Origin of the sequence: Leptospira wolbachii serovar Codice str. CDC (assembly GCF_000332515.2) — a bacterium.
GTDB lineage: Bacteria > Spirochaetota > Leptospiria > Leptospirales > Leptospiraceae > Leptospira_A > Leptospira_A wolbachii.
Map to the genome: position 1 here is coordinate 223,539 of NZ_AOGZ02000016.1, position 13,536 is coordinate 237,074.

The 13,536-nt window shown below is 40.0% G+C and carries 10 protein-coding genes; 3 read left to right on the forward strand and 7 right to left on the reverse strand.

Annotated features, from left to right (window positions below):
* Positions 1-146: 146 nt before the first annotated feature.
* The 7 genes from LEP1GSC195_RS18510 to LEP1GSC195_RS18540 all read right to left on the reverse strand — a co-directional run bounded on the left by LEP1GSC195_RS18510 (position 147) and on the right by LEP1GSC195_RS18540 (position 9,686).
* Positions 147-830, reverse strand: a complete 684-nt coding sequence (locus LEP1GSC195_RS18510) for a hypothetical protein (protein ID WP_015683006.1) — start codon at positions 828-830, stop codon at positions 147-149.
* A 13-nt stretch (positions 831-843) separates the two neighbouring features.
* The gene (locus LEP1GSC195_RS18515; RefSeq protein WP_015682860.1) at positions 844-2,121 is read right to left on the reverse strand and encodes an ankyrin repeat domain-containing protein; all 1,278 of its coding nucleotides are present in this window, start codon (positions 2,119-2,121) and stop codon (positions 844-846) included.
* Between the two features lie 118 nt (positions 2,122-2,239).
* The gene (locus LEP1GSC195_RS18520; protein ID WP_015682891.1) at positions 2,240-2,878 is read right to left on the reverse strand and encodes a response regulator transcription factor; all 639 of its coding nucleotides are present in this window, start codon (positions 2,876-2,878) and stop codon (positions 2,240-2,242) included.
* The gene (locus LEP1GSC195_RS18525) at positions 2,875-4,122 is read right to left on the reverse strand and encodes a sensor histidine kinase (protein ID WP_015682842.1); all 1,248 of its coding nucleotides are present in this window, start codon (positions 4,120-4,122) and stop codon (positions 2,875-2,877) included. Before LEP1GSC195_RS18525 ends, LEP1GSC195_RS18520 begins: the two co-directional genes overlap by 4 nt.
* 49 nt (positions 4,123-4,171) lie before the next feature.
* Positions 4,172-4,534, reverse strand: a complete 363-nt coding sequence (locus LEP1GSC195_RS18530) for a PilZ domain-containing protein (protein ID WP_015682956.1) — start codon at positions 4,532-4,534, stop codon at positions 4,172-4,174.
* Positions 4,535-4,607: 73 nt separating this feature from the next.
* Positions 4,608-7,811, reverse strand: coding sequence for an efflux RND transporter permease subunit (locus LEP1GSC195_RS18535; RefSeq protein WP_015683001.1), 3,204 nt, complete (start codon positions 7,809-7,811; stop codon positions 4,608-4,610).
* Positions 7,812-7,823: 12 nt separating this feature from the next.
* On the reverse strand, positions 7,824-9,686 hold the full coding sequence (locus LEP1GSC195_RS18540; RefSeq protein WP_015682950.1) for a hypothetical protein: 1,863 nt from the start codon (positions 9,684-9,686) through the stop codon (positions 7,824-7,826).
* A gap of 122 nt (positions 9,687-9,808) precedes the next feature.
* On the opposite strand from LEP1GSC195_RS18540, the gene LEP1GSC195_RS18545 reads away from it, so the two are divergent.
* The 3 genes from LEP1GSC195_RS18545 to LEP1GSC195_RS18555 are packed head-to-tail and all read left to right on the forward strand — an operon-like array spanning position 9,809 to position 13,534.
* Positions 9,809-10,468 carry a MotA/TolQ/ExbB proton channel family protein gene (locus LEP1GSC195_RS18545; RefSeq protein ID WP_015682892.1) on the forward strand — a complete coding sequence of 220 codons (660 nt, stop codon included), beginning with the start codon at positions 9,809-9,811 and terminating at the stop codon, positions 10,466-10,468.
* Positions 10,469-10,479: 11 nt separating this feature from the next.
* Positions 10,480-11,121 (forward strand): energy transducer TonB, encoded by a 642-nt coding sequence (locus tag LEP1GSC195_RS18550; protein WP_015683036.1) that lies wholly within the window; start codon positions 10,480-10,482, stop codon positions 11,119-11,121.
* Position 11,122: 1 nt separating this feature from the next.
* On the forward strand, positions 11,123-13,534 hold the full coding sequence (locus tag LEP1GSC195_RS18555) for a fibronectin type III domain-containing protein (protein WP_015682856.1): 2,412 nt from the start codon (positions 11,123-11,125) through the stop codon (positions 13,532-13,534).
* Positions 13,535-13,536 lie beyond the last annotated feature (2 nt).

Sequence of the window (13,536 nt, forward strand, 5' to 3'; positions counted from 1 at the left end):
CTTTGTATTTTGGTAAGTCGATTAGTCTAGGATATCCTATTCCTAGAGGTTTGTCCATTTACCAGATGGTATAAATTGTCGAGGTACATTCAAACATTCGCCCGCTTCACCACCTTCTACTGCCTATTTCTGAGACAGTGTCCCTCTCATTTTTCCTTCAGTGGAACCGCTGTACTAAAAACTTCTTCAAAATAGGCATCATACATATCTTCTGAAATAATATGTGAATAGACATAAGCCCAACCAAAAAAAGTAAGATGGTGCCACACATGCCCTCGTGAAAAAGTCGTATATTGAATTTCCTTCCCAACTCCATTTTTATCATAATAGACTATTTCGGTAGTCGGTTGGATGGGATTGTAACCGGGAACAATCGCAATAGTGGCCACAGAAACGAACATACTCCAATGCATAGAAGGATCCTCTCCAATTGTGATCACCATCACATTCGGTTTATATTCATTTCTAAAATAATCCCATTCTACAATAGACTGGAAGGAGCGAATCTCATAATTGGATACCATTTTAGGTAAATGTTTCATCAATGCAGAATATGCTTTGCTACCATAAACGGACGAGGAAGACCCTTCCCCATATTTTGAATACAAACTTTCTGGATATAAACCAGTGATACTAGATTTACATTCGACTGGACTGTCCGTGCATAAGGCCCCTTTACGTACAATCACCAATTGAACTTTTTCTTTTATGAATGGTTTTGTATTTTTATGAACCCCGTCTGGCAATGGAGTTTTGTCCACAAACAAAAGCATATTGGATGCACAATTAACGACAGAGAAAGTGATAATGATGAAATGCAAAAGTTTCATTTGTTTTTCCTTTTTAATTTTTAAATAACCTTTGATAATTGCTATTTGTAGTTAATGCCATTTCTTTTGCTGAAATATTGGGGCGCGGATGATAGATAAATCCATTTCTTAAGTAAACCGATCTTTGGTCTTCTGGAACCTCTTTAGTTTTTATATCTGGATTTGCGCCTAACAAAAGTAATTTTTCAATTTCTTCGTAAGAAGAATAAAGGACGGCATAATGGATTGGTGCCCAACCATATTTATCTGGGGAATTGATATTGATTTTGTTTGTTTTTACTAAGGCTGTAAGACAAGAGAATTGGTATAAGTTGTTTTTCAGGATTTGCTGGGTAATATAGTTTCGACGATGGTTATCCACTGCTTTAGCGCTATATATTCCAGACAAAGTTTCCACGACCATTTGATAATTCGCGTAATTAGCGTGACGAATTCTTTCCTCTTCATTTTTGAAATGGTCAAATTTGATGGCTCCACCTGATGTGTTTGGTAAACAATTGTCTCCTCCGCCAGTCATAAAGACTGCATATTCGAATAGATTGAATTCGCCAGGAAGTGGTGTCAGAGGTTTCGATTTTGCCAATAATTTTTTGAGAAAATCGGAGCGATAAATTTGAATGATTTGATGGTACATTCGATTATCAATTGATTTCTGGGGGATAGAATCGAAAATCAGATTCGCAATATCAGTTTGTTTGATTTTGAGAAAGCCCACAAAAGCGGAAGCTAAGTTTTCAGAATCATCCAATACCCTTTTGTCTCGAATCAGAATTTTTGCAATTTCTGTACTGTTGGTTTGGTATACTTTAAATTCCTTTTGAAATTCGGAAGTATTATCAGGTGCTACATTTCCACTTTGCACAAATTGTTCATACGCTTTTGTGGTTTCTACAATTGCATTCAAAGCATTTCCTTTCGGTTCGTAATTATGATAAGGTGCCTCAGACCTCGTCCATTGATACTCGGCCCGTAACGCTGGATTTGCTCCTTTGGACAACAGTAATTTGACCATATCGCCATCACCTAACGTAGTCGCAATATAAATCGTGGGAATTAACCGGTTAGGCCCCCATTGACCAGAACCCCTTCCATTGGGATCGGCACCTTTTGATATTAGGTATTCAACCAAATCTTTTTTGCCTGCAAGTACAGCTCTGATAATGGGTGTATAATAAAATACCTTGTATTCGTTTATATCTGCACCTTTATCAAGTTCTTGCTGGATTTTAGCTATGTCATTGGCATCAATTGCCTTTATGATGGGTGTGGCACAATTGCTTAAAGCCTGCAAAAAAAAACAAAAAAATTAAAAAGATGCGTACGCTTTGTAATTTATATAGAAAAAGGGACATCGAACCAGAATAACAGAAAATTCTTTTAGTTCAATATCCCAAGTGGTATAAATAGAACTAAAAGATTCCGAATTGGCGGGCTTTTTTTAGCATTTGGACTCTTGTATTCACTTGGAGTTTTTTATAGATCGCCTTGATTTGTTGGCGAACCGTCCCAACTGTCGTTCCAAATAAAGAGGCAATTTGTTGGGGGTTGTCCCCTTCTACAATGAGCTCCAAAATTTGCCTCTCTCTCGGTGTTAACACTTCCACCCCAACCCCGAGGGGATCCAAATTGGTTTGGGGTTTTCGAAAAGATAACAATACTTTTGCGGCAATCGAAGGAGAAATTACGCTCCCCCCATCGAGTAAAGTTTGGATGGTATCATGCAATGAATCCAGTTCGGACTTCCAAATGTATCCGGAAGCTCCATTGCGAAGTGCAGAAAAGATAGCATCATCGGTTTGTAAGGAAGATATCACTAGACTCTTTCTCGATTCAGCAGTATGATAAGTTTTTAGTACATCGATTCCACTCATGCCGGGAAGTCCAATGTCCAAAATAAGAAGATCCCATTCCTTCGGTTCGTCGGCCCAAAACTCTTCTGCAGAATTCCAAGTGGTTAAATTTAAATTCGGATTTTCTTTTAATACCCCACATAAGGATGACAAAAAATCCAAATTATCTTCGATGATTCCAATAGTAATAGGTTTCATAGATCGAAGAGTCCAATAGGAAGTTTCATTTTGATTTGATAAGGTGATTCTTGGATGGAGATCTCCCCGTTTAAAGATTTAATTCTTTGTTGTAACCCTCGTTCGCCGACTCCGGATTCAATGAAATTTTGTTTAAATGTTGTGAGTTTAAAATTTTCTTCTCCTTCCGAAACTTTTTGTAATTCAGAAACAAATTGAAATAACAAATGTTCATTCGTTCGTTCTATCCGCCAAGTGGAGGTTCCAGTCCCATGTCGCAAGTCATTGGTTGTGATTTCTTTGAAGATTTGAAGGATATGGTGAGCTATTTCTGGATCTCGAATTTTGATAATGGTTTCTTCTCCAACAGAATTCCATTCCAACATTATCTCACGGCCGGCAAGTTTGTATCTCTTTTTGATTGAAAGTTTTAGTCCATCTAACATGGACTCTTGAAACAATTCTCTTTGGTCTTCTTCTTGAACTTGAGTACGTAAGGACTGAAGGGCGGACTCAGAAAGTTGTTTTAGTTTTTGTAACTGCGTATGTGTAATCTCGGATGGAGTTTTTTCCATCCTTTGACTGAGTAGAACCAAGTCGGTAAGTTGGGAACCCAAACTATCATGAATATCTTGAAAAAATGTTCTGCGTTTCTCTTCCAGTAGCATACCACGATAAGCAGCAATATACCGAGTTCGAAACCACCAATGGTTCAAAAAGAAAGCCACAAGAAACAAAGGGAAAATCGTAGACATCTCTCGCCAGGTTTCTTCTGGAATGACGGTTTGGTTGGCAAAGTAGACTCGGAAAATATAAATTAAGAGAACAAAAGACCATTCTAAAATGTACTGCCATACAAGTCCGGGGTAAAAGAAAGAAGATGTGGCAAGAAGAGCTGTAATGGTTAACCAATTCCTTGGATCAAAATAAGGAATAACGGGATCGTGAAATCCTGTTTCGATTTCTACTAGAACCAAAAGAAAAAAAGTCAAACGGACAAGAATCGGTGCGATCCGAAAAATATGCCTATAGAAAAAAGAAGTACAAACAAGGATAATGCTGAATACCAACTCAATGGCTGAAAGAATACAATTGGTCTGATCCAGAGCATTCCATTCCAAATACACACTCTGAATGTAAGCAAGGCAATAAGCAAAACCGAGGAAGTACAGTTTACTGATGATTTCGGAATAAACGGCAAGAAGGGAAATAGGATCGAGAGGATTCCCTCGGAAAAAGACAAAAAGCCTGTGAAACACGGGCATGCTCTACCTAAACACCAATCAATTGTTCAAGATAGGCGAACATTGAATTCTAAATTTCTAATCGGCTAATGTGTTCTAACAAAAGTTTTTGATCATCGTCGAACATTTGGTTAAATTCAAGACCCACTTCATAAAAAGCGCCCTCTCCAAATTCTTCCAAACGTACGACCTTTGCCTTTGGGTACAAAACGTACTTTACGTCTGGGAATCTTAATTCTAATTCCAACCTTGTTCCAAGAGACATGGGTTCTTTGGTTCGAAACAATAGTCCGCCTTCTGAGATGTCTTGGGATTCTCCTTCCCCCTTATCTTTGGGTAAAAACTGGGCCGAGCCGGCCCCCGATTGGATCACCCGGTATGTGAGATGGACTTTTTCGGAGATACGTTTGTAAATTCGGCGTTCGCTGGACATGTAAGCAAGGGAACGCCGAATTCAAAGTTTGGGCAAGTTTAAATTTATCCCGGGGAATCAGTAAGTTTTCTGGTTAGTCCTCTAAATCTTCTGGTCGGATTTCGAAATCGGGGCGGAAGGCTCCTTCGATCTTTTCACGCAAACGATCAATGTATCCAAACACTGCTGGCACCACAATGAGAGTGATGAGAGTCGAAAGAACAAGTCCTCCAATGATTGCAATTCCCATCGCTGTTCTCGATTTAGATGCTTCTCCAATTCCCAGAGCAATCGGTAGAGTTCCCGCAATCATCGCAAGTGATGTCATAAGGATGGGACGTAGTCTTTTAGATCCCGCATCAAAGATGGCTTCATCTCTAGTCATTCCATGTTCTTTCATGGCAAGGATGGCGTGATCCACAAGAAGGATGGAGTTTTTGGCCACAAGTCCCATAAGGAGAATGAGCCCAATCATACTGAATAAATTCAGCATCTCACCTGTGAGAGCCAAAGCAAAGAATGCTCCGGAGATGGCTGGAGGGATGGCAAAAAGTATCGTAATCGGTGTGATAAAAGACTCATAAAGAGAAGCTAACACAAGATAGATGAAGATGAGTGCCATACCGAAAGCAAGGACTATGTTTTGTAAAAGCTCCTTAAAGTCTTCCGATTGACCCACAAAGGAATATGTGATTCCCGGAGGTGGCGGCAATTTATCTTTTAAAATTTTTGCTGCTGATTCCGATGCGGAAGCAATGGCTCCTCCCGGAGCAAGGTTTGCATTGATAGGAACTACACGGGACCTGTCTTCTCGAATGATCCTTGCAGGAGAGCTACTTTCTTTTCCTTCCGCAATGGCACTGAGAGGAATGAGTCGGTTCTGGATGTTTGGCACTCGGGTTTCATAGAAGGACTTACGAAGATTTCGTTGTTCCTCTTTAAGCCGAAGGCGAACGTCATACTCGATTCCGTTTTCTAAATACTTAGCCACTTCCCCACCTTCAATATGGTAACGAAGCTCTGCTCCCATCACACCAGCAACCACACCGACTGTTTGCATTTTAGCACGGTTTGGCACCACTTGAAATTCTGGTTTCCCCGTTCGGTAGGTTGTATCCACGTCTGTTAAATCCGGAACCTTACGCAGTTCTTCCATTACTTTAAAGGAATAGGCTTCTAGATCTTTTAAGTTTTCCCCTTTTAAGTTCAAGTTGAATGGGTATTGTACCCCACCACCTATCGCCGAATAGTCGTTCACTTTCGGTCTAGCATGTGGGTAGGCCTTTAAGAACTCACGGATTTGGTCTTTCACATCCCCTGTGGTTCGCCTACGGTATTCGGCAGGAAGGAGGGCAACACCAATGGTGGCAATATTGGACTCCCCATCACTATTTCCCACAACCGTAGCGAGGAGTTCTAATTCAGGAATCGATTTAATGATTTCGTTTTGGATTTGTTCTACCGTTTCGGACGTTCCATGTAAGGAAGTTCCTGGAGCCATTTCCACATTCACCATAAACTCACCTTGATCGTTCGCAGGTAAGAAGGTCTTTTTTACAAAGGCAAGCGAAAAGATACTAGTAACTAAGGTAAGGAAAGTAAGTAAAATAACGGCCCATGGTTTTTTCAAAGCAAACTTCATGATGATTCCGTACATTCTGTCCAGAAAATCTTGAAATTTATCAAAGTTACGAAGGACTATGTTTTTCTTTTTATGGATGTCTGTTTTCCCGGCAAAATAAGCGGATAACATCGGTGCTACGGTCAGACCATCAAAGAGCGAGATGATCATCGCAAAAACCACTGTTAACCCAAATTGTTTAAAAAACTGACCTACAATTCCAGAAAGAAAACCAATAGGAAGAAATACAGCAATGACCGTTAAGGAAGTTCCGATAACTGCAAGAGTTACTTCTTCTGTTCCTTTCCTTGCCGCAACAATGACGGATTCCCCTTCTTCCAGTTTACGGAAGATATTTTCCCGAACCACAATGGCATCATCTACGAGAAGTCCTACCGCAAGGGATAGGGCAAGTAGGGTCATTACGTTCATGGTAAAACCCATGGCATACATAATGATAAAAGCACCTAACATGGAGTTAGGGAGTGCCATACCAGTGATGAGGGTGGAGCGGACGTTCCCGAGAAAAAGATACACTACGATAACCGCGAGCAAAATCCCAAGGATGATCGCGATGGTTACGTCTTCAATGTTCGCACGGATCCATTTAGATCCATCTCGAATTAAAATAACTTTAGGTGCTCCTTTGAGATCTTTGATTTGAGCATTAATGGTGTCAATTTTGCCTAGGATTCCATCGGCGACTTCGACTGTGTTCGCTCCCGATTGTTTATACACATCTAAGAAAAGGGCTTTCTTTTGGACCCTCTCTTTTTTAGGAGCATCGTATTTGAATAATAATTTCCCAATAATGGAAGGTTCATCGTGTTCTTCTGCACTGATTGGCGCATACAACATACCAAGCGTTTGGCGATCTTGGAGAGTATCTTTCACTTGCCCTAAATCTTTGACAAGAACCCCTCGTCCAAACTCTCCACCAAAAGAAACAACGGTGTTCTCAATTTGAGATAACGATTCATATTTGGCAACCGTTCGAAACGAAGTTTCTTTATCGCCACCTTCTACTTTTCCCGCAGGAATGTTGACACCAGAGTTTTTGATTTGGTTCCCAATGGAGATGGCCGGAACTTGGAAGGCATTGATTTTATTTCGATCAAGCTCGATATGAATTTCTCTACGAGAACCACCAATGATTTTTACCGCACCTACGTTGTTGACTTGTTCGAGTTTGGTTTTGATTTTCTCTTTTGCCAAATCATAGAGTTCACCTTCTGGGAGGTCAGCAAAAAGTGAGATCCTCATGATAGGTTGGTCAGAAGGATCAAACCTTTGCACCAGTGGTTCTTTTGAAGATTCAGGAAAGAGTGGTTTCACACGAGCTGTTTTATCCCGAACTTGTTGTTCGGCGTATTTGATGTCTGTGGTTAGGTTGAATTCCGCAAACACCATAGAAATCCCCTCTTGGTTTCTCGATGTGATCCGTTTGAGGCCAGAAATGGAACTGAGTTCTTCTTCCAATGGTTTAGAAATAGATGTTTCTATCTCTTCTGGACCAGCCCCAGGATATACAGTAGAAACGACAACGAAGGGAATGTTGATGTCGGGGAAAAGATCGACGCCAATTCGTTTCAGGGAAATAAAACCAGTAATCACCATGATGATGACTAATGAAGATATGAAAATGGGTCGTTTGATGGAAAAGGAAGCAATACTCATAATTCTTTTTCTCTATTTGAGCAATTTATATTCTTGAAGACAAGCAATACCGGAACTCTCTCTATAAGTAGACAGTAACGTTGCCTTACTATTCAAGATTTTTGTTCGGTTTTCAAATTTTTCTTCTACAAAACTATCAGGGCAAACATCACTTAATAAAAGAACGGAATCAAAATCTGTCCATTCTTTCCATCGGTATTTGTGGTCGTTTCGTACCATCCCTGTTTTATAAGTCTTTAGTTTCATAGCAAGATCGAAATCGGAAGCAAGCACACGGCCACGAGAGCCATATTTTTCCTCAAAATGAAATGCGTTGATGAGAACATATTTTTTATCGGGTGATATCTGTTCGGCGATCTCTCTTGCTGGTTGGAAATCACTCGCATTCATTCCTCGATAACAAAACATTTTCTTTTCATAAAACTCTCCCGACAAAATGCCTTGCGAATAAATAGAATTGGAAAATACAAAAAGGGAAGTAAGTAAAAAAACAGAAACAGAAGCCAATCTTTCCATTTTGTTATCAGCGAGTTCGTACAAACGCAAAATCCAAAGATATCCTACAAGACCAATGGAAGGAATGAATTGTAAAACATGTCTTGGTTGTTTGTTTCCCGTAGTGAGTTCTAAAATCAGAAGTTCTAAAAATAGAATGAGTGTTCCTGCAAGAAGGGGATCTTTTAATTTTGTTTGAAATTTGGTTCCCGATCGAAATAAAAAGTAAACCAAAGACAAAACAGAAAAAAGGATGAGGGTTCGAAATCCCCAGATAAAGTCAAATACCCCTGGTGTGGAGGGATCCAGGCCAGGCTCTGTCCAAAGAGTTAAGAAAAAACTACGAGTGTAGGCATTCACAATCATTTGAGCATCAATGAGTGCATTCACGCGGTCCGGGTTCATAAATAACCATAAAAAGGCAGGGAAAATGGCATAAACCCATAGAACCACTGCGGTTTTCGGAAATACTTTTTGAATTGCATCCCGTTTGCGGAAAAAATAAACAGAAAGATCCACAAACAGAACAAAGGTGATTCCAAACATAAACTGTTTGAATCCTTTTTGGTTTAGATTGATCTTTGTGACCACTCGTAGTACTGGTAAAGAAAAAACCATAAGCACAACGAAAATCAGGTATAATAGCCGAATGCCTCTGGCATAATTCTTTAATAGATAGAGTAAAGCATCTTTGTATGTGGATGTGGATCTTAAGAGTTCATAGGCAAAACATGCCATAAAGAATAAAATCCCATACGGGTATTTCGTAAAATAAAATCCGAATAGAGAAAAGAAAACAAGCCACTTGGTTCCGGAATCAATTTCCGATTCCCGATTATCCATATCATACAATCGGTAGATGGCATAAATAGAAAACAAAAGAAAGAACATAGACTGGGTTTCCAACATAGAAGAAAGAGAATACGCAGGCACCTCTCCTGTTTGGATGGTAAGAATAAAAATAAGTCCTGAAATGATTCCAGACCAAAGTAGAGACTTTGTTATCCGGTACGAAATGTAAACCAAAGCAGGATATACCAAAATCAAAAACAAAAGTCCTAAAAAAGAATCACGATAGGTTTCATAAGCATCAATTGGTAAATATAGCGTAACAAATGTTAATAGGGATCGAAGTGGTGGCCAAGTGGGACTTTCCAAAAAAGGCATAATCCCTCGAAACCAACTTCCATTCCGAAAGTCGACATATTGGTCAAGCACCTGGTTCAATCGGATATTCTCATCCCAAGACAAAAAATCTTTGTTGGGACAGAGACCAAGGAATGTTTCCCATGACTTTGTAGCATAGAACACTACCAAAGAAACGCCTAAAACGATGAAAATGAGCCCCAAAAAACTGGGAAGAATGTCTTTTGCCTTCATACCAATCCTTGGAATCATTCTTTCTTTGGGGTCGACTTGGAATCAACCGAAGTTCTTTTTCTGTAATTTTTCTCTTTGATTGCAGTCCAAGGTAAAGAATTCTGTCCGTTAGAAGGTTCCAAATGCAAGATTTCGTAGACCTTGGGGAAAAAATCATATTCCTCGTTATGTTATTTGCGAGTATTCTCGCGATTGCCGTATTTATTGAAAGGTTGATTGTTTATAAACGTAATTTTAACAAAGAGTCAGAGTCTCTTCTGGATTCGCTCACTCTTCTTGTTCGCCACCGAGACCTAAAAGGTACGGAAAAACTATTGGAAACCCATCCTATGGAGAATTCCTACACTCGGTTCATGCATTTCGTTTTGGAACGAGAGAAGGAAAACCACAAAGGTCTAGAAGAATTGATGGAAGGGAAAATCCTTAAGGAACGTTTGGGTCTGGAAGAAAGACTTCCGATTCTCAACACTCTTGGAAATAACACTCCCTTCATCGGACTACTAGGAACGGTTCTTGGAGTCATCAAGGCATTTTATGGATTAGGAACTCTTGGTAACTCGGGAGCAGAAGTGGTGATGCGTAGTATTTCCACTGCCCTACTTGCTACGGCTGCGGGACTTGCAGTTGCAATTCCAGTGGTGATGGCAAACAATTACTTTACTCGTAAAATGAAACTCATCATTGGTCACTTGGAAATCCTTTCCAAAGAAATCCATGCAAGTTTCATCACTAGCGGAAAACACAACCAGTCTTCTAGTTCTACTCCGAATATCCACCACTAGTAAGTAGTATTATGAAGTCATTTACCTTGTATCTGCAATACAAACTGAGGCGGTTCGGACTCTTTCGAGCCAGTCTTTTTGCTTCGGTGGGTTTGCATGTATTTTGTTATTTGATTTATTTTATACTTACCCTTCCCAGCAATGCTGCCTTCCAAGAAACATCGATGGAAGATATGGATGTTTCTTTTGAAGAGATTCCACCGGAACTGATCGGCGGAACATCGAGCCCGGCTCCCGTAGAAAAACAAGAATGGGTGGAAGGATCAAACAAAGACGCAGAAGAAAAACCTGACAATTCAGATTTGAATCCCAACCAACTCTCTGGGAATGGGACTGACAAAGATGGGTACTTATTTTCTTTCAATGGAGATCGACCGCCCACTCCCATCATTGATTTTGATTTGAAAGCTTATTTTCCTGAAGCTGCCAAAGCAGCCAACATCAGCCAAAAAACAGTGGTGGTGATGGTCCAAGTGGATGAACACGGTGGATTACAAGGTGTTAAAATTGTTTCTGGTAGAGCAGGATATGGATTTGATGAAGCTGCTATTCGGATCATCCAAAGAGCTCGGTTTTCTCCTGGATACGACAAAGGAAAACCAACACGAATGGCACATAGACTCCCAATCAGCTTTGATTTAGAAGAGGACTGAAATGTTACGGAACACCAAACATCGAATTGCGATTGGAACCATTTTCATCGCTGTTTCCCTTATTACTTTTGGATTCCAGCCCAAACCCATTACTGGAAAAACAGAATCCAAATCCTCCGCAAGAAAACCAGGCCTTGTTCCCGATCCTTTCGAACTCTACCAAACCATTCCATCCTTCCACTCCGAAATGACAAGTTCCGACCTACCCGGAAGTTCCGATCTCAGTGCAGAGTTTCCGCTACCAGGAGACCAAGGACTCTATAAAGATAATGTTGGTTATACGGTTGGATATGGACTCATTTCTTATTTAGAAGCTAAAAAAAAAGGAATCCGCAATCTTTCTTCGGTAGGGCCCTCTTCTGCCAATGGGCAAAAGGTATTATACTCGCCTAACTTTATTTACAACCAACTCAACAGTGGAAAAGACCAAGCCGTCTCTCTTCTGGATGCGCTGATCCTTGCAGAAAGCAGAGGTTCTGTTTCCATGGAGCAGATGAATGAATCTTCTTCTAGTTTCCGTACTAGGCCAAAAGCAAATATTGTCGAAGCCGGTAGAAAGGCCAGACTGAGAAGGATTTATAGAATTGAGCCACACGATCTAACTTCTATTAAACTAGCGTTAGCCGAAAAAAGACCAGTTCTCATTGGATATTTGGTTTATGAAAATTTCAGAGATCCAAAACCAGATTCCATCTTCGAGATAGGGGCTGGGGAAGTTCTAGGGGCACAATCCCTTGTTATTTTAGGTTATAACGATAAAAAGAAAGCATTCAAAGTATGGAATTCTTGGGGAACAACCTGGGGAGACCAAGGGTATCTATGGATTTCTTATGAAACTTTTCCCAAATATACGAAGTCCGTTTATGTTGCCGATTCGGAAATTGAAAACGAACTCCTAACACAGAATAAACTAAATGATGCATTAGAATCGTTAGAGTATGGTGAACACAATCTATTTCCTCCTAAAGAAGTTTTTGCCTCTCGAGGGGACTTTTCCGATCGCATTCGGATCAGTTGGTCTAGAGAGAAACGAGCTATCGGTTATGAAGTTTATCGCAAACGAAAAATAGACAGTAAATACCAACTCGTAGGACTTTCCAAACAAGCATTCTTTGAAGACTTTGGAATCCAAAAAAACACTGCTTACAATTACCGAGTGGCGAGTCTGGATGAAAACTTCCTTTCAAAACCGTCTCTTGATTCAAACGATGGTTATGCGGTCGATCCAACTAAACCCGCAGGGATCCTACCCGTAACAAACCTTCGTGCTTCAGTCGCATCCACAAATGATCGAATTTTATTAGAGTGGGACCCGCAACCAATCTCCACAACCTATACCGTTTACAAATGGAATCCGGTGGCACGGATCTATCGATTCCTTGGCAAAACAGAAAAAACTACATATATCGATTTAAAAGCCAGCCGCAACGGTGATAGTGAAATTTATCAAGTAATCCCAGAAAGAAACCAATTGGTTGGGGAATCTAGTAATTATGTTTCTGCTCACTTGGATCCTTCCGAAGTTTTAAAACCTAGACCTAAAAATTTAACCGCATCAAAAGGATTGTATGCTGGTGCAACCATTTTGCAATGGGAAGGTTCTCCGAGTGCCGTATCCTATCACATATTCCGCAAAACAAACGGGCAATGGAAAGAAATTGCAAAGACGTTGGAGCTCCAATTCAAAGATAATGACACATACGAAAAAGAATCTTTTTATGCTGTTGCTTCTGAATTTGAAGGAGAATTATTTAGCCTTCCATCAGAGCCGGACATTGGATTTCCATCTCTCGTAGCAGGTAGATCCATGGGTTTAAAACCTCCTGAGTTGACTGTTTCCGAGAACCGGAAAACTGGTGAATTTTTATTTAGTTGGAATTTGATTCCTAAAGCAACATCCTATAAAGTTTATATGCGTAAAAAAAATGATCCAGATTGGAGTCTTGTCAAAGAAACTTCGGAATCAAATTTTAAATTACAGAACTTAACGAAAAACCAATTCTATTTTTTTGCCATTCAGTCCGTATCTAAAGGTGTCGGAGAGAGTTTATTTTCAAAACCTGTCACTTCAGTCATTTCTGATACAGTCGTTGATGTAAAAAAAGTTAAAACTTTTGGAGAGTCCGCCATACAAAAGTTTATCGGTCCTTGGACCGCTATGTACTGGGATGGAAAAAACAAAGTAAAACCAGTTCGTTTGACCATTGAAGCTGAAGATGTGGAAGGAAACATCATCATGAAATGGAATGAAAACGAAATCTTCCGTGGCAAAAATATTGTAGATTCTGACTTACTCGAAGAAAAAGGTAAGTGGAAAATAAAACTTTCACCTAACTATGAATCTTTATCAGGTGAATTTGAAGACAAGGGACTCGTTCCTGAAAAAAGCCAACTTTCCTTTATTAGAGAATAAAA

Coding starts and splice junctions, on each gene's coding strand:
- LEP1GSC195_RS18510 (WP_015683006.1), bottom strand. CDS start 830: ATGAAACTTTTGCATTTCATCATTATCACTTTCTCTGTCGTTAATTGT.
- LEP1GSC195_RS18520 (WP_015682891.1), bottom strand. CDS start 2,878: ATGAAACCTATTACTATTGGAATCATCGAAGATAATTTGGATTTTTTG.
- LEP1GSC195_RS18525 (WP_015682842.1), bottom strand. CDS start 4,122: ATGCCCGTGTTTCACAGGCTTTTTGTCTTTTTCCGAGGGAATCCTCTC.
- LEP1GSC195_RS18530 (WP_015682956.1), bottom strand. CDS start 4,534: ATGTCCAGCGAACGCCGAATTTACAAACGTATCTCCGAAAAAGTCCAT.
- LEP1GSC195_RS18535 (WP_015683001.1), bottom strand. CDS start 7,811: ATGAGTATTGCTTCCTTTTCCATCAAACGACCCATTTTCATATCTTCA.
- LEP1GSC195_RS18540 (WP_015682950.1), bottom strand. CDS start 9,686: ATGAAGGCAAAAGACATTCTTCCCAGTTTTTTGGGGCTCATTTTCATC.
- LEP1GSC195_RS18545 (WP_015682892.1), top strand. CDS start 9,809: ATGCAAGATTTCGTAGACCTTGGGGAAAAAATCATATTCCTCGTTATG.
- LEP1GSC195_RS18550 (WP_015683036.1), top strand. CDS start 10,480: ATGAAGTCATTTACCTTGTATCTGCAATACAAACTGAGGCGGTTCGGA.
- LEP1GSC195_RS18555 (WP_015682856.1), top strand. CDS start 11,123: ATGTTACGGAACACCAAACATCGAATTGCGATTGGAACCATTTTCATC.